Origin of the sequence: Peribacillus sp. FSL R5-0717 (genome assembly GCF_038002945.1) — a bacterium.
GTDB classification, from domain to species: domain Bacteria; phylum Bacillota; class Bacilli; order Bacillales; family DSM-1321; genus Peribacillus; species Peribacillus frigoritolerans.
In genome coordinates, this window is the sequence record NZ_JBBOOF010000001.1 from 5,293,983 (window position 1) to 5,317,007 (window position 23,025).

The following is a 23,025-nucleotide window of genomic DNA, read 5'->3' on the forward strand; positions in this document are numbered from 1 at the left end:
TTATGGGAATCATCGGCTTAAATATTTTACTGGGGATTATTCACCATTAATCAAAACAAAATCAATTTCGCAGACGATTCTACATCCGTTTCAATAGGATAAACGAGCAATGCACTTTATTTATTACTTTTAGCTATGGTTAGTGGAATCATTACGAGTGAAACTCCAGCTGCAATCCAAAACCAACCGGTGTTTCGTTTTTTATGGCTTCCGTTTTTACTGGGAATACTTGAGCCGTATGATTTTCTGGAGGCGGGCCGTTCTATTTCCGCTGTTTCATTCGTTTTATGCAAATGCTGATTCTCCGGTAATTGGGTGGTTCTTTCTAAATCGCTTGTATCTTCTCCCATTCCTTTAATAAAAGTCATCAGGAAGGTCATGGCTTGTTTTACTTCTTGGTCATTCAAGGAACGCAGTAACGCTAAATAACTTGGCTTTTCTGGCGTTTTATCAGCTTCGGCCACACGGGCAATCCCTGAGTTGACTTTGAGGATTAGCGGTTCAAGCTGCTGAACATTAAGTGTCCCTAATGTACCAAGTATGAGAAGCAGATTTTTCAGCGTATTTGCCGTTTCTGGGGTGTCTGCTGTCTTGACAAGAATGTTGAGCACTTTATCCCCTTCCTTCAACAAGCTGTTAACCATCGATAATATCCCACGATCCTGCATGCCCTTCATGACTTCAAACGTTTCTTTAATCACTTCTTTATTTTCCAAAAGGGTACGCTCGATATCCTCGAGTTCAATCCTTCTTCTTTCTTCATCGCTAATGCTGTTTCGATTGATCACTTTTGTCGCTTTAGCCATGGTTCCTCTCCTCCTTTTTGATTTTCAAGAGGTCACCAGGGAATATATAATCTTCGCGGGCCCATTTTTTTTGTACTTGTACACCTATCTGCGGTTGGGGATTACCATTACGATGGTTGATGCTCGGCAATGGATTGTCTCCTTTGACCCTGAGCACTTCCATTTTTGCTTGAACTTCCTTATAGGCAGGAGTATCAGTATCTTTATCTGAATGGCTGCTTGTCAATTGGTTGATTGCCCCGTCACCTGAATCGTTCATCGGAAGATAAACTTCTTTCCCTTTTACACGATCCGTAATCAGACATTCCACTTTTGCATGTCCAAACGGTGAAGTGAGCCGAACAAGGGTACCATCCTCAAGCCCTCTATCTTTTGCCAATTCCCGGGATACCTCAAGGAAGACCTTTGGCGTTTTGGAACTGATGCCTTTTGATTTATATGTCATGTTTCCTTCATGGAAATGTTCCAATAAGCGGCCATTATTTACATGGATATCAAACTCATCCCCAAAGTCAATCGGTTTGGTCCATTCGACTGGAAATAACCTCGCTTTTCCATCGGGAAACGGAAAAGCTTCCGTGAATAATAATGGAGTATCTTTACCATCTGATGCAACTGGCCATTGAAGACTTTTATAACCTTCCAAGCGTTCGTAATTGACTCCAGCATATAAAGGCGATAATTTAGCTGCTTCTCCCATGATGTCACTTGGATGCCGATAATCCCACCCCGCTCCTAAAGAATTCGCCAGATTCATAATGATTTGCCAATCAGGCTTTGAGTCGCCAAGCGGTTCAAAGACTTGATACAGGCGTTGTATACGACGTTCGGTATTCGTGAAGGTACCTTCTTTTTCAAAGCTTGGGCTTGCTGGAAGGACAACATCCGCGAATTCAGCAGTTCTTGATAGGAAGATATCTTGTACCACAAAGAAGTCCAGTTTTTCAAATGCTTCATGGACATGATTGATATTCGAATCGACCAGCCCCATATCCTCGCCTTTTAAGTACATGGCTTTAATGGTACCTGAATGAATCCCTTCGACCATTTCATGATTATTAAGGCCAGGGTTTTCAGGAATTTTTGTACCCCAGATGTTTTCATATTTCGCGCGTACCTTTTCATCCGTTACTTTTTCATAACCTGGCAAGCGATCCGGCATACTGCCAAAGTCACTGGCTCCTTGTACATTATTATGTCCGCGTAAAGGGTAAGTACCTGTTCCAGGTTTACCGTAGTTGCCCGTTATGAGCAATAGATTGGAAATTGCAGTACTCGTATCACTTCCTCCGCCATGCTGGGTAACGCCCATTGCCCAAAGCGCTGCAACGCTTCCCGCTTCATGAATGGCTTTTGCCAACGTAATTAAATCTTCCTTAGCTACGCCTGTTACTTTTTCCGCATAATCCATTGTGTAGGGTTCTAAAGTCTTGATATATTCCTCCATCCCATTTACACGATTTTTGATGAAGTCTTTATCTGTCCAACCTTTATCGACGATATATTTAGTGACGGCCGATAGCCATATCATATCCGATCCCGGAGCAGGCTGGATGAAGAGGTCGGAACGGTCAGCCATTTCATGCTTTCTGATGTCTGCGACTATCAGCTTCTGTTTTCCCAGTTTATGGGAACGCTTGATTCTTGTAGCCAGCACGGGATGTGATTCGGATGTATTGGAGCCTATGATCAATACAAGTTCGGAATTTTCGATATCCTTTATGCCCCCTGTATCTCCACCATATCCAACCGTTCTGAATAGTCCCAAAGTAGCCGGTGTCTGACAATACCGGGAACAGTTATCAACATTATTCGTGCCGATGATGCCCCTAGCCAGCTTTTGCATTAAATAGGACTCTTCATTGGTGCATTTGGAAGACGTTATGAAAGCCATCGAATCCGGACCGTAAGAATCCTTGATGTCGGTGAATTTACGGGAAATCAATTCAAGGGCTTCTTCCCATTCAGCCTCTCTGAACGCATCCCCTTCTCTAATTAAAGGTTTTGTTAGTCTTTCTTCACTATTCACAAAATCCCATCCGAATTTCCCTTTAACGCAAGTCGAAATTCCATTTGCAGGTGCCTCCACTTGCGGTTCGATCTTAAGGATTTTACGGTCTTTGGTCCAAACGTCAAAGCTGCATCCTACACCACAATATGTACAAACCGTTTTTGTCTTCTTGATCCTTGCATCCCTCATGGCGGATTCCATATCTGAAATCGCTAAAATCGAGCCATAACCCGTTTCAACATTTTTCGTAATTTCTATCATAGGTCGAAGAGTTTGTTTAGCGATGCCAGTTAAAAATCCGGCTTCACCCTCCATCCCTTTTTCCATCAATGCATTACACGGGCAAACTGTGGAACAGTGCCCACATGACACACATGAAGATTCATTGATCGGAACATTATCATCCCAAATGACACGCGGACGTTTTGCTTCCCAATCAATAGTCAATGTTTCAGTGACCTGTACATCTTGACAAGCTTCAACACAACGGCCGCAAAGGATGCATTGATCTGGGTCATATCGATAGAATGGATTTGTCCGATCCACTTCATAGGGTTTTTGATCAAAAGGAACACTTTGATGATTTACCTTCATTTCCTTAACGGTATTGTGTATTTCACAAGTGCCATTATTATAATCGCAAACCGTACAATAAAGCTCATGGTTATACAATATCTTGTCCATCGCCATGACCTGTGCTTCTTTTACCTCTGCTCCGGCTGTATCGATTACATCCCCATCTTTGATCTTGGTGGAACAAGATCTAACTAGTTCCCCATTAACGCTCACTAAACATGTATCACATGTTTCGATAGGACCTAGGCTAGGGTGGTAACAAACATTCGGGACTTCAATGGAGCTATCCGTCAGCATTTGTAATATTGTTTGATTACCTTCCAGACTGGTCTCAGCACCATTGATTTTTATATGCACTTTCTCTGGCAAAATAATCGCTCCCCTCTTAAAAAACGATAAAATTCATCATTTGGTTTTTTTTTACCCTCGCACAAATTTTCTCAAACTTGTGAAAGTGAATAATGGAAGTCTTCATTTGACCAATTTCATATTAGAAAATGAACTAAAGCCGAAGTGAGACATAGTATTCACTCACTTCGACTTTAGTATCATTGATTAGTGTTTGCTTTCAATACAAACGAACTTAAAGGGGCAACGGTTATCTGACTCCCTTTAATCCTATCAATTTCTTCCAGGCCCGCACGCTGACCATCCACTAAAACGGACCAATCACCTTCGTGCGGAAGAGTAATGGTTATCGCGTCCCAATTTGCATTATGAATCACTGCCATTTTATAATCTTGATGTTGTAAGGTGAATGCAACCGCATTTGGCGGAGCATCAATGAATTGTAATTGCTCCTCAATTTCTTCGGATGTGCTTAACCTAAAAACAGAATGATTTTTCCTGAGAGAAATCAGCCCTTTCATATACTCCACTTCCCGATCTAACTCCGCTCTCCTTTTCCAATCCAACCTGTTAATCCAATCAGAAGATTGATAGCTGTTTTCATCTCCATCCTTCGTGCGCATAAACTCTTGTCCAGCATGTATCATGGGAATTCCCTGTGACAGTAAGACAATTGCCGAAGCTAATTTATGCATCTGTTTCCGTTTTTCTTCCGTAGCATCTGGATTAGTGATGAGCAGCTTATCCCATAACGTATAATTATCATGTGCTTCAACATAATTGATCACCTGATCTGGTCTTTGATAAGTTGCGATATCTTCATCATATTTCAAACCACCAGCGATGCCCTTTTTTATAATATCTTCCATTCCTGGTTTGCCATTGACGAATCCCTTATCATGTTCATTCATGACAAACCCTTTTAAACCATCACGGATCGCATCATTAAAGTGAGCGATTCCAGGCATTTTAAAAGCATTCTTTTGATTTGCTTTCAGCTCTTGGGCCAAGGGGGTATCCATATCCCAGCCTTCGCCCAAAACAATGAGGGTCGGATCAATTTCTGCCAGTGCCTTTTTCACTACATTCATCGTTTCCACATCGTGAATACCCATTAAATCGAAACGGAAACCATCAAGGTTAAATTCCTTCGCCCAATAGGTTACGGATTCAACGATGAATTTTCGCATCATTTTACGTTCGGAAGCAGTATCATTTCCTACACCAGTTCCATTAGATAAGGTGCCATCGGCGTTATAGCGAAAAAAGTATTTGGGAACGAGTTTATGGAAGTTTGAGTCTTCCACAGAATAAACGTGATTATATACAACATCCATGATCACTCGTAACCCGTGGTCATGTAAGCCTTGTATCATTTCCTTTAACTCCCGGATCCTTACTTTTGGCTGATACGGATCAGTCGAATAAGAGCCTTCGGGAGCGTTATAATTCTGTGGATCATATCCCCAGTTATATTGTGGTTCATTCAATTTCTTTTCATTGACTGTAGCAAAATCAAATATCGGGATAAACTGAACATGGGTAACACCTAGATCTTTAATATGATCAAGACCCGTTTTCGCTCCTTCTGGACCTTTGGTTCCGGCTTCAACTACTCCTAAGAATTTACCTTTATGATGGATTCCGCTTTCAGGATGAATCGATAAATCCCGTGTATGCAATTCATAAATGACTATGTCCTCAGCTTTTTCAAGAGGTGGTTTATCCCGTGTCCACCTTTTTGGGTTTGTATCTGTTAAATCTATCACGACCCCTTTTTCACCATTAACAGTAACTGCGCGAACATAGGGATCGACAGCTTCACTCCAGGTTTCTCCCACTTTCACTTTATATGTATAAATCAATCCATCCTGATTTCCGTTCAGCTCAATGGTCCAGGTCCCCTTTTCCGAACGAACCATTTGAATCTCCATTCCATCTGTATCATCCCAATGTTTATAAGTAACTAGCTTGGCTTCAGATGCAAGTGGTGCCCATAACCGGAATGCCGTTTTATCTTTAAGATAGGAATTTCCTAAATCTTTGCCTTCATAGAAATATAAATCATCCAATTCTGACGGGTTTACCGGATTAATATTAGCAATCGGCAGGGATTCCAACGGATTTTCCGTTTCATTATCCATAGGTTTTTGATTATTTTTATTTTCCTCTTCAAAATAAGAAAGTGAATCTTTAATAGGTCATTCCTCCATTGAAATTCCCATTTTAGAACAGGAATTATTCATTTTTATAATCATGAGCGAATCTTCCATTATGTTATGATTCCACAGGCATTACCCATCAAAACATCCAATCTGCAAATTATGTCGAAAATTCAGAAATCTATATTTAATAATCGAAAGCAGCAGGTCATTTTACTGGACCTTTCTTATCGTTTAATGAAAAGTGAATCCAAAAAAAAGAAAAAAATGCCTCCATAACAGTTTTACGGTCTTGGAGGCATTTCTAGTACTCTTTATGGTGTTTTAATAATTTTCACTGAGTTATCTTCAACAATTGCAGTGAAGTTCTTAACTTCAGGCTGCTCAAAGATAAAATCGGTGATGCCGTCTTCGAGCTGTTCTTGAAGAACACGGCGGAGCGGTCTCGCCCCGAAAGTTGGGTGATATCCGAGTTCAATTAGCCTTTGTTTCGCTTCATTGGTCACATCTAAAGATAAACCATTTGCAGCAAGTGTTTCGTCTAGCTCGTGAATCATGATATCAACAATTTGCAGAAGATCTTCTTTCTTCAATGCAGAGAATTCAATGATGCTATCAAACCGGTTCAAGAATTCCGGTTTGAAGAAGCTCCCTAAAGATTGCAGGATTGAAGCCTCTTCCACAGCTGAACTTGTACCGAATCCCATTACTTTTTGTTTCTCACCGACTCCTGCATTACTCGTCATGATGATCACGGTATCTTTAAAAGTCACGGTCCGGCCTTGACTGTCGGTTAAGCGGCCATCTTCCATGATTTGCAGGAACATATGCATGACATCCGGATGTGCCTTTTCGATTTCATCCAATAAGATGATACTGTAAGGCTTGCGGCGAACTTTTTCCGTCAATTGTCCAGCTTCCTCATGTCCTACATATCCAGGAGGAGAACCAATTAATTTGGAAACACTATGTTTCTCCATGAATTCACTCATGTCAAGACGAATCATAGCGTCCTTGTCCCCGAATAATTCCTCGGCAAGAGTTTTCGCCAATTCGGTTTTACCGACTCCTGTCGGACCGACGAAAAGGAAAGAACCGGTAGGACGATTTTTGGATTTTAACCCGGCACGACTTCTTCGAACGGCCTTGGATACCTTTTTGACAGCCTCTTCCTGCCCGATTACTTTTTTCATCAGCTCCGCTTGGAGATGAACCATTCTTTCTTGCTCATCTTCTTGGAGCTTACCTACAGGAATGCCGGTTTTTTGTTCGATGATATTTTGAATGTCTTCAACGGTTACGGTTGGCTTAATTGCATCTTCCCCTGCTTGTAATGACTTTTCCAGTTTTTCTTCTTCATCACGAAGAACGGCAGCTTTTTCATATGCTTCTTCTTTTAAGGCCATTTCTTTTTCTTTATAAATTTGCGCCAGTCGTTCTTTCATGTTTTCTACCTGGCCGTCTTCGATGGTCAAGTTCAATTTGGAACCAGCTTCATCCATTAAGTCTATTGCCTTGTCAGGGAGGAATCTGTCTTGAATGTAGCGGTTCGAAAGTTCAACAGCCGCTTTTAGGGCTTCCTCACTATATGTTACACCATGATAAGATTCATAACTTTCTTTTAAACCGCGTAAGATGACCAATGCCTCAGCCGTTGTAGGTTCGTTAACCTGTACAGGCTGGAAACGTCTTTCAAGGGCACCGTCTTTTTCAATTTTCCTATATTCGGATAAAGTGGTTGCTCCGACAAGCTGAAGTTCGCCGCGTGCAAGTGCAGGCTTCAAGATATTTCCTGCATCCATTGATCCTTCGGCCGAACCTGCTCCCACAAGTTGATGAATTTCATCGATGAATAAAATGACATTTTTCCTTTCCTGTAATTCGCTGATCAATTGCTTCATTCTTTCTTCGAATTGCCCTCTAATTCCAGTATTGGAAACAAGGGATGCTACATCAAGCATATATACTAGCTTATTACGTAATTTAACTGGCACCGAACCTTCAACAATCGCTAAAGCAAGACCTTCAGCAATGGCTGTTTTACCGACACCAGGTTCACCGATTAAAACTGGATTATTTTTATTGCGTCTGTTTAGAACTTCAATGACGCGTTTGATCTCTTCATTTCGTCCGATTACCGGATCAATAAGTCCTGCTTTAGCAGCATCGGTCAAATTGCGGCCATACTCCTCAAGCAATCCTCCGTCCTCGCCATTTTCAGCTGAATCCGGTTTTGGTACACCATTATAATTAAATGGATTGAATGAATTTGGAGATCCGTTAAATTGGAATTTCCCCATATCCATTCCGCCCATAGCTGCTCCAAGTTTGTTTCGTTCTTCTTTATAACAAGTGGAGCACAGTTTCACATCATGCTCCTGACCATTCATATTTAGGTGAACTTGAATATTAGCTTGGTTTACATGGCATTTTTCACAAAGCATGTAGTACTCCTCCTTTAAAAAATTAAATTGAAAGCAAATCTTTGACCTTCTTTGACTTTCTGACTTTATTATACATTGACCTTCTTTGACTTTCAATAATTTTGTCTGGGAATTTTTTTGAAAAAAAGGAATTCCTTCGATTTGGTTTGCTAAGCATATTAAACTATCCATTTCCAGTCAACTAAAAAGCTTTCATGAATGCTTCATACTACCGATTACCCAATTCAGGACACACCCGCCTCATTCACTCTTATTTTTTAAAACAAAAAAAGACTTTATTAAGTCTCTTTAAGGTTAGTACAATTTTTAAACGTTGGATTTCCACTCCAGGTACTCGCTTTCCGCGGGCGGTCGGGGAGCCTCCTCGGCGTCTTCGCACCTGTGGGGTCTCCCCTTGACGCGCTTTTCCCGCAGGAGTCTCGCACCTTCCGTTCCAATCATCTTTGTTTTAATTTTAAGATAAAATACTTTTGCCAGTCTTTTTTGTTTTAAGCAGTATTAATACTTGAGGTGATATCGATACTTTCTTAAAAGTCCCCTCGTTGTTCAACCCATGCCATGCTTTCCTTTCCGCAATAGCTGCTTCAATTCCAATAAAAAACCAAAAAGGTTTCGGAATGAAACCTTCCGAAACCTTTTTGTCTACAAATTGAAAGAGACTTCATTAAGTCTCTTAGCTTTTTTATATTAAGATTGATTTTCTTCTATTATATACGTTTCGCACCGATATACTTTGGCTTCCAATAACTATTATTGGTTTTAGCGTATGACACTCCTTTTGATGATGACGAGTGTATGAATTCATTGTTTCCTATGTATATGGCCACATGTGTGGGTTTTTTCGCTTTATTTGGTGCAAAGAACATTAAGTCACCTTTTTGCAGGCTTTTAACTTTCTTTCCTTTTATATATATGTCAGCTGCAGTTCTTGGTAAATTCTTACCAGCCTTTTGATATGAATACTTCACTAAACCCGAACAATCAAAACCTGATGAAGAAATGCCACCCATTTTATATTTTGTACCTAGTTCACTTTTAGCCACTTTAATCGCTTTTGTATGATATGAAGCAGCTTCCACTTGGTTTCCGGCAAAGGATGCGGTTACAAGCGTGATAGCCAATGACAATCCGACGACAATTTTCTTAAACAAAATTATTTACCCCCTGATGTGATTTGCTAAACCTAATATACTAGAAAAGCTATATCACTCGCATCACAGGATCTTTACGAATATGTTACATTTAGTAGATTTAGGGAGAATGACCATATAAAACATAGAAATAAGTCGAATCAAGTGTCCATTCAATATATTGAAAAGCACCTTTAATAAACTATCTTTTCTTCATAAAAAAACAGCGGTAAAAAACCACTGTCAAAATTCTTTTGAGAAAAATGGAAGAAATAATTTCACTCCACGTTTATTAAAAGGTAAACATTTCAAATCTGCAATTAAATGACTTATGTATCCTAATGAACAAGTGGCGAAAATTCCGTCAATCCCCATAAAGGCTTCGAATTGAAAGGCAATGATGCCAAAGAAAGCGATACCGGCAATCGAATGGGTATAACTTCTATGTGGTGTAAAGGATGCCAGGATAATATAGACTCCAAAAAGCCACAACCAGCTTTCCTGCAAAGATAAACCGCCTCCTAATACCGCTAATCCAGTCAAGGTCAGCATATGTCTTTGCCTAATGAAAGATGAAATAATGATGATTCCGATTCCTGCCCCTGCCCCGATCCACTTTTCCGTTTCAGAGCCTTCCAAAAGACTATAAATGATCATTATTATCCCAATCGTTTGTGCTATCGTTCGGATAAACTTATGTGAAAAGGTAATCCTATTACTTAACTTCCCATCAATATCCATATCGGGCATCAGCCCTGAAACTCCCCCGATGCCCACCAAGAATAAAGTGGTGGTCGGATCTGTTTGAAGTGTGTTTGCCGTCAAGAATCCAACTGTTGCCCCTATGGCCATGTGTGCTGTCCCGTTCACTGTCTCTCTCCTGTCCCTCTAAGAAGTAATCTGCTCAAGAAAACGAATGTTTGTTCGAATCTCTGCATATCTAACTATACAACATTTTGGGGAAAATTTCTCTAGTTCTTATAAATAAAGCCAAAGAAATCACTGATTAGAGCAAATAAAATACCTTTTCGTACATTTAATACACTTTTTCTAAATGTCTATAATTGCTTTGTTTAGGTAATTTTCATTACTATAAATACGCAAAATATTTTTCAGTAAATTGAGGTTTTTCATGAAATTTTATCCAAAATATGAATATACTAATCTATAAGGGGAGTGATTCAGATAGCTTTTTTAAATGCCTTCAATAATTTCAAAAATGGGAAAAAGTCCAAGAAAATAAAGAACATGGATTTTCGGGAACAGCATGTAAATAAATCGTCGGAGCTCATTGGTAATAATGTAATTGTCCAAAATATAATTAACAATCACCTTTCCAAAAAAAATAACCACTTATAGGGTGGTTTTTTTAATTATTAGGGGAAATGGTTTCATTCTTTTCCACCTTCTCACTTGCTTCGTAAATATAGTTATATTGTAAATAGTAATCGTATATGACGTTTTGCAGGATTTTAAGCAGTGATTTATCGAATGTATCGAATTCAGTTTGATAACTATTTAAGACAGTGACGAATTTCCCGTCCATGTTTTCGAAATAATGGATAAGAAAATTCTTGTAATATTCACTATCGCTATTGCTTTTATTCGTAATGCACGGATCGCCGGTTTGAATGGACTTTTCAAGCATCGCTTTGATGGATTTAGGCAGCTTTGCTTTTTTGAACTGGTTCAGGGTATAGATATCATAGGTAAAGGAAAGACCTAATTGATCGGAATAAAAATCCACGGCACAGTCCAATGTATAGATTAAGGGTGTTTTAAAGTCTTTACTGTTGGCAATTTCCTCTGATATCTCCAATTGAAATTCCTCGGATGTTAAATAGGCTGCAAATTTCATTTTTGAACTGCTCATGCTGAATACTTCATAAACGGCTGCATCTTGTTTTTCAATTTCAATTTCGATATTAAAGAATTTAAAGTGTTTTAAACGGTAAAAAGCAATCGGGGCTAATAGGAATAGCAATATCCAAACTAGGTAAAGGAATAATGTGTTAAAAATGATTTGATAAAATTCAGACGTTACGATAGGTTCGATGATTAACGATATCAATGTATGTTCAAATCCCTGAGAAACAGGGGGGGCAGGTACAATGGTTTCCTCTGGCTTTTTTAAAGTTTGGATACCTAAATGAGCCATCGCGACTAACGTGTAAACAAAAATTAAAATTGTCCCAATCACATAAAATTTTGGCATGAATCCTATAATCCTGTCGAAAACAGAAATCCGTTTATCTTTCTGCTCCTCTATAGCCAATGTGGTTGCTCCTTTTAAGATTATTAATATCAGGAAAAGTCTACAGGGACTTAGAATTTCCTGGAGACTACCTATTTAATTTATATGTTTGCAATTATGTTAAAATACGTAAAATTCGTTTAAACATTGACATATTCCAAATTACTTTCGACGTTTTCATTAAAATTAATAATAATTCGTCGTTAAAAATGCCCAACCTCTTCATTGAAAATGAAAGGATGAGCAAATGTTCAGAGTTTTATTTAGGACGGCCCTTTATCGCAAATTCTTCGACCTTCCTTAGAAATAGCTCCATGGCTTTTGATGCTTCGAAGTCCAACTTTTTCACGATCGAAAAAGGTCTTATTAGGGGCTCATTTTTCAAATGGAAAGTTTTCAATTCATTGGACTTCAATTCTTTTTGTACTGTCAATCGGGATAATAAGGCAATGCCGAGTCCAGCCATCACCGCTTCTTTCACTCCTTGGATACTGGTGAAAATAAAGGTTTTCTTTATGTTTAACTCCAGACTGCTCAGAAGTTTATCGGAATATGTACGGGTCCCCGATCCTTGCTCTCTAAGTACCCATGTTTGGTTTTGGAGCATATTGCCCTCGATGAGATCCATCTGTGAAAGTGGATGATCCTGGGGAACGACCACAATCATCTCGTCATTCATGAAGGGCATGACATCTATATCTTTATAATCCGTTTCCCCTTCTATCAAGCCTATATCAAGCTTATTCGAACGGATTCCTTGAATGACATCATTTGAATTAGAGATGATGATTTGTATATCCACCATCGGATATTGAGTAGCAAATTCTGCCAATACTTTCGGAAGGTAATATTCCCCTATCGTGAAGCTTGCACCTATTTTCATCGTTCCGCTAACCACGTTATTAAATTCATTTATTTCTCTTTTTGCGGTCTCATAATGATTAAGCATTTGCTTTGCATGTCTATACAAAATTTTTCCCGGCTCTGTTATTTGAACTTGTTTGGGGGAACGATAAATTAATTTCGTTCCTAACTCATTTTCCAGATTCCTTATGTGAAGACTGACTCCGGGCTGCGACAGGTTCAGGATATCCCCTGCTCTTGAAAAGTTTTTCTGTTCGATTACAGTTACGAATACTTTTAACGGATCCATTGTTACCTCCCTATTTTCCTATGCGTTTAATTTTATCATAAGTAGAAGTAATCATTGAAATAGCAAAAATATATTTCACTTATTTTTAATTTAGTTTTAAAGTTAAAAGCATCAACATAGATGGAGTGATCACACTGGAACAAATAAAAGTTGAAACTAAAAAACTCGGATTTACAAAAGGAATGGCATTGACTTTGCTAATTGCCATTGCAGCAAAATACTTAGCAGAGCTTCCATTCCTTCATATAATGGGACAGTTAGTCATTGCAATTCTGATTGGTGTTGTTTGGAAATCGCTAATCGGCGTCCCGGCTTACGCCGTTGCAGGGACAAATTATTCAAGTAAAGTCCTTTTGAGAGTGGGCATTATCTTATTGGGTATGCGTTTGAACCTAAAGGATATTATTAATGCTGGTCCGAAAACATTTGCAGTTGGTGCCATTAGTCTTGCATTTGGAATATTAGTAGTTTATGGATTGACCCGCCTATTTAAAGTTGAGAAAAAGCTTGGGATATTGACAGCTTGCGGAACGGGAATTTGCGGAGCTGCTGCCATACTGGCAATTTCCTCCCAAATAAAAGCAAAAGAAAAAGATACAGCAATAGCTGTAGCGACGGTTGCTGTATTAGGTACAACCTTCACTTTCGGATATACGATCCTATATCCATTATTGGAGTTATCCGATCAAGGATATGGTGTTTTTTCGGGTGCAACACTCCATGAAATTGCTCACGTCATCGCTGCTGCGGCACCGGGGGGGAATGAGGCTGTCGACTTGGCAGTGGTGGTCAAATTGACTAGGGTGGCCCTGCTCATTCCCGTTGCCATTTTAATTGGATTCATCATGAATTGGAAAGAACGGTCAACGGTTACCGAAAAGGAATTTTCCTGGAAATCCATTCAGATACCGTGGTTCATTTTTGGATTTTTATTGATGAGTGCCATTTATTCATCAGGTGCAGTTCCTGAACCTTTGGCCGAAAAGCTTGTTATGCTTTCCTATATCCTCATGGCAATGGCGATGGCGGGACTAGGATTGAATATTGACCTTGTAACTTTTAGGAAATATGGCGGTAAACCTTTTATTGCTGGACTAGTTGGCTCTATATTATTGAGTTGCCTCGGCTATGTATTGGTTCAGGCTTTCCATTTAAATTAATTTTTAATTTAAACAAGCATCCCTTAATCGGCATGCTTGTTTTTTTCTATTGGATGCGGAACATTGGCACCATAAAAAATTTCATCCATTTCCGTTTGAAGTCTTTCTATAATTTCCCGCCTTTCCTCTTTATTCAGCTTTTCCTCTGTATAACCGAATAAATAATTATTAATATCGAACCTTTTCAGCTTACATTTCGTATGGAATATATTTTCCTGGTATACATTTACATCGATCATGTCATATAAGCCTTTTACTTCATCAGGAATATAGTTTTGAATGGAATTAATATCATGGTCAATGAACAATTTCCGCCCATCTTTATCTCTCGTAAATCCTCTTACTCGATAATCGATCGTGATAATGTCGGTATCAAACGAATGAATGAGATAATTAAGCGCTTTAAGTGGTGATATTTCTCCACACGTAGAGACATCGATATCGGCCCTGAATGTGCTAATGCCTTCATTTGGATGGTATTCAGGGTATGTATGTACGGTAATATGGCTTTTATCCAGTTGCATGACCACATTATCAGGTAAAGGCCCTGGTGATTCCTCATAAGTCCCCATAGGCACTTCGACGACAGGTCCTTCTGAAACAAGAATGGTTACACTGGCGCCTTGAGGGACATAATCCTGTTTGGCCGTATTTAAAACATGCGCCCCTATTAAATCTGCAACATTGTGCAGGATCTTCGAAAGCCGTTCTGCATTATATTGTTCATCGATATAATCCAGGTAGGACTCCCTCTCTTCCCTGGTTTTTGTGTAACAAATATCATACATATTAAAGCTTAAAGATTTCGTAAGATTATTAAAGCCATGAAGTTCAATACGCTGCTCAGGTGTAAGTTTCATGAATGATTCCCCTTATATTTTTTTTAGGACTACCCTTATAGTTACCCTTTTCGTGAAATAAAAAACTAAATCTGCCAGTCTAAGCTTCTGACTTCTAATCGGTAAGCTAAGAAAAAGCCATTGCATTAACATGCAACGGCTTTTTTATTTTCCTGATTTGTTCTAGGCAGTATGAACTTTTTTCTTCTTTATCGGTGAAAGAATCCGTTCCAGCCATCCGAGTAAAAGATCCGAAAGAATGGCCATCAATGCCGTCGGAATTGCTCCTGCAAGTATGATTGCCGTTCCATTTGACGCATTCGTTCCCCTGACAATGATATCTCCCAGTCCGCCTGCCCCTACGAATGTACCGACAGCAGTTACCCCAATTGCAACTACAAGAGCTGTACGTAAGCCAGCCATGATGACAGATAGAGATAATGGCAGTTCGACCATTCTTAGTAACTGGAGCTTTGTCATTCCCATTGCCTTGCCAGATTCTAAATAAGCATGATCTATGCTTGTAATCCCGACATACGTGTTTCTCAGGATTGGCAGCAATGAATACAAAAACAACGATAAGATTACCGTATTTGTCCCCAGTCCCATCACTAGCATCAGGAGTGCAAGCATAGCCAATGCTGGTATGGTTTGTATGACATTCGTTATCGAAAATACCCAATTACTCAATTTCTTATGTTTTGCGATGAAAATGCCTATCGGGATGGCTACAATTGCTGCAAATAACACTCCATAAGCAGACATTAAAAAATGGCGATAAAATTCAGCAAGAACATACATCCAATTTTGGGAATAATAAGTTCCCAACTGTTGCAAGGTTTCCATTAGTTTGCACCTCCCAATTATTCAAAATATTTATGTGCTTTAAGGAATTCCGATGCTACGACCGATGGCTCCTTCAAGTTCCCATCCACTTCATAATTCAGTTCCTGCATGGTTTCAGTAGTGATCTCGCCAATTAACTTGTTAAGTTCCTCTTCAATTTCAGGATACCTTTCCAATAATTCTTCAGTAACGACCGGTGAACAGTCATATGGAGGGAAATATTGTTTATCATCTTCTAAGAGCTTCAAATCATTAACCTTAATCCGTCCATCTGATGAATATGCAAGGACAATATCCATCTGACCATTTTTGACTGCATCGTAAACCAAGCCAATCTGCATCGGATAAGTTTCGCCAAACTCCAATCCATATGTATCGACGAATCCTTTATAACCATCCCCCTTTCTTTTCAGCCAAGCACTATCCACACCTAACCTTAAATTATCTGCATCCTTTTCCAGATCCGATATACTCTGATACCCTTTTTCCTCAGCCAATTCATTTGAAATCGTAAAGGCATATGTATTATCGAATCCATAAGAATCAAAAAATTTGAACCCATATTGTTCCTTGAATTCCCTTTGAACAATTTCCATCGCCTTTACTGGGTCCTTTTCGATTTCCTGTCCCAGGACACTCGTTAAATCAGTCCCTGTATATCGAGTTGCGGCTATATCTATATCACCGGTCTCCATCGCTTTTTGCTGAACGAAATTCGAACCTAGATTTTTGATGATTTTCGTATCAAGTTCCGTATTCCTTTCAAGGAGTTGAGCGATCATGTTCGCCAGGATTTCAGATTCGGTCATGCTTTGGGCACCGATCTTTACAGTAGTCTCAGAAGATGACCCTAGACCAGGCAAAGAACAGCCGGTGATCATTAATGCACAAACGATAAGAGCCATTAAAATTGTATTTCTTATTTTTTTATTCATGGTAATCCTCCTCAAGCAACTTCCTTCATGCCTTTCAAGCCTTTTGGTACGACTTTTCGCTCTATGATCGAGAATACATAATCAACCAGGATAGCCATGATGATTACCGGAACTGCACCAGCGATGATATATTCTGTTTGGTATAAATTCAAACCGATAAAAATGTAATCTCCCAAGCCACCGCCTCCAATAAAGGAAGCTAAGGTTGCCCATCCAATTAAATAGACGGAAGCCGTACGGATACCAGCCATAATGACGGAAAGTGCAAGCGGGAATTCTACCAGACGAATCCTCTCCCAGCTTGACATCCCGATGCCCCGTCCGGATTCCAGCAGATTTTCATTTACTCCTTTAATGCCTGTGTATGTATTCCTGAGTATGGGTAAAACGGAATAGAAAAATAACGCAATGATTGCGGGTGTTTTCCCAACGCCGAGGAAAGGAATGAAAAAGGCGAGAACCGCTAAGCTTGGCAATGTCTGCATAATATTCGCAATTCCGATTATAATCGATGCGCTCCTTTTCATTCGTGTCAACATTATCCCTAGTGGTACAGCGACTATTATTCCAAGGAAAACAGCGATCATGGAAATATATAAGTGCTCCCATGCTTTAAAAATCAATTCTTGCCAGTTCGTTTGTAAAAAATCGAGCATTGTTTCCATCTCTTACACCTCCTAAAACATTTCTACTACTTCTGCCACTTGATTTTCTTCCTCTCCCCAAATGCTGTCATATACGATGTCGACCAATGTAGCCCTAGTGACAATTCCGACCAAATGTTTATTTTGGTCAACTACAGGCACGTATTTGAAACCTCGTTTTAAAATCTTTTGAACGGAATCACGGATTAAAGTATCCTGTTTCACTGAATAGACTTGAGTATTGATGACTTCGCTGATAAATTTAGCTTTTTTTCGATATTCACTGATCGTTTCAACATCTACGAACCCTTTCAAAACATTTTGCTCATCGACCACAAGTAAAGAATCGACCCTTTTCTCGCGCATTATCGTAATAGCATCGGTAAGGGATTTTTCCTCTGTAATGGAAATTGGGTTTCGACTCATGATTTGTTCGACCAACTCAACATTAGGTCTTGTTTGAAGCAAACGATCTTTGCCGATGAATTCTTCCACGAACTCATTGGCTGGGTTTCTGAGGATTTCATCCGGTGTTCCCACTTGGACGATTTCACCAGCCTTTAAGATGACGATCCTGTCGGCTAGCTTAATGGCTTCATCCATATCATGCGTAACAAAAACGATTGTTTTATCAAGTGTGCGCTGCAGATTTTTAAACTCCTCCTGAAGGGCATCGCGGGTGATTGGATCTAGTGCGCCAAAAGGTTCATCCATTAAAATGAGTGGAGGATTGGAAGCAAGCGCTCTGAGAACGCCTATCCTTTGTTGCTGTCCGCCGCTCAATTCGTAGGGATACCTTTCCAGGTATTCGGGTCCCATATCGACAAGCTGAAGCAATTCCAGTGCGCGTTCCTTCTTCTTCTGTTCATTCCATTTAAGAAGTTTTGGAACGAGGGTGATATTTTCAAGAATGGTCATGTGAGGGAAAAGGCCGATTTGCTGGATAACGTACCCGATCTGTCTTCTAAGCTCGACTGGGTCTTTATCCATGATATTTTCACCATTAATAAGTATCTTGCCTTCAGATGGTTCGATAAGACGGTTAATCATTTTCATTGTCGTTGTCTTTCCACATCCACTCGGACCAATGAAGCAAATGAACTCCCCTTTTTTAATATCCAATGATATATTTTTTACAGCTTTCTTTCCTCCCTTATAGATTTTCGATACATTTTCGATTTTTAACATAAAAAGCACCTCCATCATTCGCATACAATTACAAATTTTACAAAAATATTAATTTTTCATATGCACAGTCTCTTGTACCCATAAGGTAAACTGCTTAAACCATTTTTTATAAAAAACTAGTTCATTGTATTTATATTGAAAAAATGGTAAAAAAAACTACCCCATTGTAACTGAGGCAGTTTGATAGATTTATAGTATTAAAAATGAATTAAAATCCTATATTTTTAGCAATCAGGGTTTTTATAGTTTCATCTGTCCCTGTAAAGAATGTTGGCAAAGAAATGTCCCGATGACGCCGGGCAATTTTATCGTCACCCATACTTCGGTAACGATCATGCAGCTGCATGCACTTATCAGATATTCGCTTAGACATCTCCGTTATCCATTGTTTAGCCATCGATACTTCAGTTATGATATTCTCCCCAGTCATATGTTTACAGATCAACCCATCAATAAACGTTCTTCCCAGATGAATATCTGCCGCTACTTCAGCAATGGTAAACTGTGCATTTTTAAATGCACTTCTTTTCTTATCAATTGCTTTTTGACTTTTTATAAAATTCATCGTCAAGTGAAGCATGTCTTTTGCTGCCATTATAGAACTAATCGCACAGATTAGTCTTTCCTGCTGCATTTTTTGCATGATATATGAAAGGCCCTTCCCTTCCTCCCCAAGGAGGTTGCCAACTGGAACTGAAGCATCATCGAAAAATAGTTCGGCTGTACCTAGGCTTCCCTGTTCTGGTTTACTAAGCTTTATACCCCGTGATAGCCCAGGTGTATCTTTATCAATGAGCAGTAGACTGATTCCGTCCTTGGGAGGAACAGCATTTAGATCTGTTTTGCATGCTACTATCATGAAGTCAGCTTTAAAGCCATTTGTAACGTACGTTTTGGCTCCATTGAGAAGATAATAGCCATCTTTCTTGATGGCTGTGGTTTGAATATCAGCTAATTCCGATCCCATTTCCGGCTCTGTCCATGCAAAGGCAGAAATCATTTCCCCTGTAATGAACTTTGGTAAATATCTTTGTTTTTGATCTATTGTTCCGAATGAAGCAATATAAGGGGCTACAACATCAGAATGAATGGATATTCCCCCCAAGGCTGAACCCACCCTCTCCAATTCCTCTGCCAGTACAACAGAATATCCAAAATTTGCTCCTATTCCACCGAATTCCACTTCAATCCATGGACATAAAAATCCATTATCTCCTACCTTTTCCCAAAATGAGTAAGGTATTTCCCCCTCTTTTTCCCATTGATCATAAAAGGGGACAGCCTCCTTGGCGAGAAATTCACGAATTGATTGTTTAAATAATAGATGTTCTTCCGTTAGAAAAGAACGGGAATCATCCTTATTGATTGCCATCGTGCTAACCATGGGCTAACCTCCATTCTTTTATTACTGATAATTACTACCATGAACAAATAAAATATGTTAAACGCTTCGATGTAAACGATTACAATTCCAAACAATTAAAATGTTCCTCAATATTCATGTTCAACAAAAGTATGGAATTTCCTTTTGAAAATCTATTTTTCCTCATTTTTAATGACATGATTATGACTTAACCGCTTTGAATTTGGTTTTTTTTAACTTATATTCTGTCGAGGTTATTCTTGGAATACAAAATGTAATAAATAGACAATTCTACTTTTTACGCTCAAATCTCATTCTTTTTTTGCTTAATACAATGGTTATTTAACAGCCTTCGTTATTGAAATATACCGCTAATAGCATGTCAATATCCTTCTCTAAAGATTCAATTCCCTTAGATCTACTATTTTGGGCCATGCCCAATAACCCTCCAAAACCTTTTTGGAAGGATATTTTTCTGATTCAGTTAATTAGGCAACATCCAGGAACGTTTCTTTTCTCTTTAATATACTGTAATTCCTAATAATATAGACAATAATTCCAGGTTTTTCAAACACGATTATTGACTACTATATCTTTCTTGGTTTATATTAATTCCTTCATAACATCTTTTTTGGTAAGAACAGCTTTTGCAAACTGCTAAGGAATCCGTCTTCAAATACTTTTTAGGTTCTTGTAAAAGATTCTTGATCATGTTGAGGTATTCCAATCCACCAGAAACATCTTTCTTGGTCGGTATAAATGTTTCTTTTTTACCTTCCATAAGCGAGTATATCTCTATTCTTTCCGGTAATTGACCAAATGCCTTTTCACAAAATACCGAAATCATATTATTAAATAAAAGATTCATTTCTTCATCTGTATCAACTAAATACTTCTTTATGATGAATGAGTTGCCTGACCATTCTGCCACTTCAAAAGTTAAGGAAAGTTCGGTACCCAACTCATCCATATTCATGTTAAATTTTTCATATAAAAACAAAGGTGGATTTTCAATTCTTTCAGTAGTTAAACATTGGAGTAAATGAGCTGTAATATTAGCGAGAGTCTTATAATAATGAATCTTCGACTCGAACTGACGTACTTCAATGGCACTCCAATGATCATCTATGAACTCCAAAACCTTCTTAGTCGTCTGACTTTTTGGAGGAAGTTTATAATATCGACTTACAACTTGATTAACCACAACTTGAACCATCTTCCTCCAATCCGATTGAGTGGTGATTTTTCCTTCTATATGTAAATAGTAAAATTGATAAGGACATCTTATAAAATCCTGTAAATGATAATCAGTTAAAGTAGCAATGGAAATCCGATGTTCCCTACCGATCATTCCCTTCTCCTCTCTTCTCATAAAATTTCAAATTCTATATTGAAGTGACAAAACTATTCTTAATAAATTCCCTCCCGAAATTTTGGCAGTTCTTAATATCCTCATCATCTGGGGTTAATTCTACTTTTAAACCTTCCAGGACGATAACAGCACCTTGTTCCCTTAATTTTTCTGTCAAAATATCTACGGCTGCACCATATTGTGGGTAAGCTGAATCGCAGGAACCAAACGCCGCAGTCTTCTTTCCAGTTAGATCAATATGATTCATATCCTCATAAAAGTCTAAAAAATCATCGGGTAACTCCCCGTCTCCCCACGTATATGCTCCTAATATGATCCCATCGTAATCTTCAAGCATGGAAGCTTCAGGACCATCCATAATATCCATCTTTTCGATACTCACATCACTGATTTCTGTGATTCCTTCTGCAATGGTATTCGCCATTTCTTCTGTATTTCCACTCATACTGGCAAAAATTATAATGATTTTAGACATGATAAGTTCCCCTTCCAACATCTCGAACGATTTATTGTTTTTATGTTATATGTACATGAAATTTGTTTTCTTAAAAAGCATGTACATCACCAGAGTTCATTTTATTCTTAATTTTTTGTACGTTGCTCAGTTCATCGGAAAATGAAAGAAATGACTCCCTATCATGTGCATCGAGTGCTTCGTTTACTTTAAAACTCAAATGGTTAATTTTAAGGTTCAAATCCAAAATGGAGCAAATGCTGCCCTTGGAATACAGTTCCTCGATATCTTCCACGTGCATAAAAAACTGAAACTCGTTGTTGACAACTATTAAGGAATGCCATCCTAGGCAATCAATGTACTTCCGTTCATTTGTAATTGTCCAAACATCTCCTTGAAGAAACCCAATTATATGTTGGTGCCTTTGACCCGGGCAGCAGCAGCTTACTTCATGCTGAAATAGTTCTAAAATTATAAAATTTTTATCCATAGGTGCTCCTCCTTCACTCACATTCAGTTTTTTTGAATACTTCTTCACCCTTGGCACTTGGTCATTCTGTTCGTTTTTGACAGAGGTACCGCCTATTCGAAATTCATTTTATAAACATGCAGAGACTTAATCGAAATTGATAATCATTTTCAATTAGTATTTTATATGATAATGATTATCATTGTCAATCTGTTTTAACTAAGTTTTCATATTTTTGTTTTGTTGCCTCGGAAAAATAGATGCCTAACTAACGCTTCTGCCAAGTACAAAAAAATACTCTGGAGAATAACTCATCCCAGAGTATTTTTTTACGCTATACAACTATTTTATCGTCCTTATCCCTTACCCGGTTTAAAAGCAGGAAGCTGTCCTGCCGCTATATTCCTTCGCATTCTAAAAAGTGCATTCTTTGTTCCTACACTACTTTTTATCCTTGTATTTTCCCATTAATGACAACACACTTCCCATTTGTTTGCTTCTTTATCATCCTTCCATCCTTGATGTATACAGTGTAAGTATTATTGACTTTAGCATCTAATCTTGCTAGGTCTCCCGTTATTGCTATGATATTTTTGACAGCTTCCCTCTTCAGATTTTCGATAACTTTCTTTTTCCATTGTTCCCGTTTTATTTCATCAACCATCAGGATCACATCCTTCTTGTTTGATTTATGTCTTCTCCCTAATATAGAGTATTACATTTTTATTATCTTGTTACCCTTATGCTTTTCCTTATTAATCCGTTTCGAATTCTTTTTTTGTTTTAATATCATAACAGGCTACGGTAAAATGAGTGAATGATTCAGGTACAAGCTTTTTTAGCAGGAAATAATCTATGGTAACTATGCAAG

At 38.6% G+C, this 23,025-nt stretch carries 17 protein-coding genes and 2 pseudogenes; 1 reads left to right on the forward strand and 18 read right to left on the reverse strand.

Going from position 1 to position 23,025, the window contains the following annotated elements; translation table 11 throughout:
• Positions 1 to 284: 284 nt before the first annotated feature.
• From NYE65_RS25325 to NYE65_RS25360, 8 genes and pseudogenes are all read right to left on the reverse strand, one after another.
• Positions 285 to 806 (reverse strand): annotated as a pseudogene (locus tag NYE65_RS25325) (DUF1641 domain-containing protein); the annotation flags it as partial.
• Positions 799 to 3,762 (reverse strand): formate dehydrogenase subunit alpha, encoded by a 2,964-nt coding sequence (fdhF, locus tag NYE65_RS25330; protein ID WP_340862017.1) that lies wholly within the window; start codon positions 3,760 to 3,762, stop codon positions 799 to 801. The gene fdhF and the pseudogene NYE65_RS25325, both read right to left, overlap by 8 nt.
• 179 nt (positions 3,763 to 3,941) lie before the next feature.
• Positions 3,942 to 5,828: pseudogene (gene pulA / locus NYE65_RS25335) on the reverse strand (type I pullulanase); the annotation flags it as partial.
• 389 nt (positions 5,829 to 6,217) lie between these two features.
• A complete protein-coding gene (locus NYE65_RS25340) occupies positions 6,218 to 8,347 on the reverse strand; it encodes an ATP-dependent Clp protease ATP-binding subunit (protein ID WP_262868990.1) in 2,130 nt (709 codons plus the stop codon).
• Between the two features lie 707 nt (positions 8,348 to 9,054).
• Positions 9,055 to 9,498, reverse strand: coding sequence for a C40 family peptidase (locus NYE65_RS25345; protein ID WP_222619807.1), 444 nt, complete (start codon positions 9,496 to 9,498; stop codon positions 9,055 to 9,057).
• Between the two features lie 222 nt (positions 9,499 to 9,720).
• A complete protein-coding gene (locus NYE65_RS25350; RefSeq protein WP_328135921.1) occupies positions 9,721 to 10,347 on the reverse strand; it encodes a metal-dependent hydrolase in 627 nt (208 codons plus the stop codon).
• 499 nt (positions 10,348 to 10,846) lie between these two features.
• Positions 10,847 to 11,752 (reverse strand): hypothetical protein, encoded by a 906-nt coding sequence (locus NYE65_RS25355; protein ID WP_063591086.1) that lies wholly within the window; start codon positions 11,750 to 11,752, stop codon positions 10,847 to 10,849.
• A gap of 238 nt (positions 11,753 to 11,990) precedes the next feature.
• The gene (locus tag NYE65_RS25360) at positions 11,991 to 12,884 is read right to left on the reverse strand and encodes a selenium metabolism-associated LysR family transcriptional regulator (protein WP_239861315.1); all 894 of its coding nucleotides are present in this window, start codon (positions 12,882 to 12,884) and stop codon (positions 11,991 to 11,993) included.
• A 134-nt stretch (positions 12,885 to 13,018) separates the two neighbouring features.
• On the opposite strand from NYE65_RS25360, the gene NYE65_RS25365 reads away from it, so the two are divergent.
• Positions 13,019 to 14,044, forward strand: a complete 1,026-nt coding sequence (locus NYE65_RS25365; protein WP_445670462.1) for a YeiH family protein — start codon at positions 13,019 to 13,021, stop codon at positions 14,042 to 14,044.
• A 23-nt stretch (positions 14,045 to 14,067) separates the two neighbouring features.
• Here NYE65_RS25365 and speD read toward each other — a convergent pair whose 3' ends face one another.
• The 10 genes from speD to NYE65_RS25415 form a co-directional block, all read right to left on the reverse strand.
• Positions 14,068 to 14,904: an adenosylmethionine decarboxylase gene (gene speD / locus NYE65_RS25370; protein ID WP_328178052.1), complete on the reverse strand. Its 837-nt coding sequence runs from the start codon at positions 14,902 to 14,904 to the stop codon at positions 14,068 to 14,070.
• Positions 14,905 to 15,066: 162 nt separating this feature from the next.
• Positions 15,067 to 15,729, reverse strand: coding sequence for an ABC transporter permease (locus NYE65_RS25375; protein WP_340862018.1), 663 nt, complete (start codon positions 15,727 to 15,729; stop codon positions 15,067 to 15,069).
• Positions 15,730 to 15,746: 17 nt separating this feature from the next.
• A complete protein-coding gene (locus NYE65_RS25380) occupies positions 15,747 to 16,664 on the reverse strand; it encodes an osmoprotectant ABC transporter substrate-binding protein (protein WP_057277589.1) in 918 nt (305 codons plus the stop codon).
• An 11-nt stretch (positions 16,665 to 16,675) separates the two neighbouring features.
• On the reverse strand, positions 16,676 to 17,329 hold the full coding sequence (locus tag NYE65_RS25385) for an ABC transporter permease (RefSeq protein ID WP_063576176.1): 654 nt from the start codon (positions 17,327 to 17,329) through the stop codon (positions 16,676 to 16,678).
• A 12-nt stretch (positions 17,330 to 17,341) separates the two neighbouring features.
• Positions 17,342 to 18,496: a betaine/proline/choline family ABC transporter ATP-binding protein gene (locus tag NYE65_RS25390; protein WP_340862019.1), complete on the reverse strand. Its 1,155-nt coding sequence runs from the start codon at positions 18,494 to 18,496 to the stop codon at positions 17,342 to 17,344.
• A gap of 208 nt (positions 18,497 to 18,704) precedes the next feature.
• Positions 18,705 to 19,880 (reverse strand): acyl-CoA dehydrogenase family protein, encoded by a 1,176-nt coding sequence (locus tag NYE65_RS25395; protein WP_340862020.1) that lies wholly within the window; start codon positions 19,878 to 19,880, stop codon positions 18,705 to 18,707.
• Positions 19,881 to 20,436: 556 nt separating this feature from the next.
• Positions 20,437 to 21,210 carry a hypothetical protein gene (locus NYE65_RS25400; RefSeq protein ID WP_328178057.1) on the reverse strand — a complete coding sequence of 258 codons (774 nt, stop codon included), beginning with the start codon at positions 21,208 to 21,210 and terminating at the stop codon, positions 20,437 to 20,439.
• Between the two features lie 34 nt (positions 21,211 to 21,244).
• Positions 21,245 to 21,706: a flavodoxin gene (locus tag NYE65_RS25405; protein ID WP_340862022.1), complete on the reverse strand. Its 462-nt coding sequence runs from the start codon at positions 21,704 to 21,706 to the stop codon at positions 21,245 to 21,247.
• Positions 21,707 to 21,776: 70 nt separating this feature from the next.
• Positions 21,777 to 22,175 (reverse strand): hypothetical protein, encoded by a 399-nt coding sequence (locus NYE65_RS25410; RefSeq protein WP_328178059.1) that lies wholly within the window; start codon positions 22,173 to 22,175, stop codon positions 21,777 to 21,779.
• A 427-nt stretch (positions 22,176 to 22,602) separates the two neighbouring features.
• Positions 22,603 to 22,818 (reverse strand): hypothetical protein, encoded by a 216-nt coding sequence (locus tag NYE65_RS25415; RefSeq protein WP_034306869.1) that lies wholly within the window; start codon positions 22,816 to 22,818, stop codon positions 22,603 to 22,605.
• Positions 22,819 to 23,025: the final 207 nt, after the last annotated feature.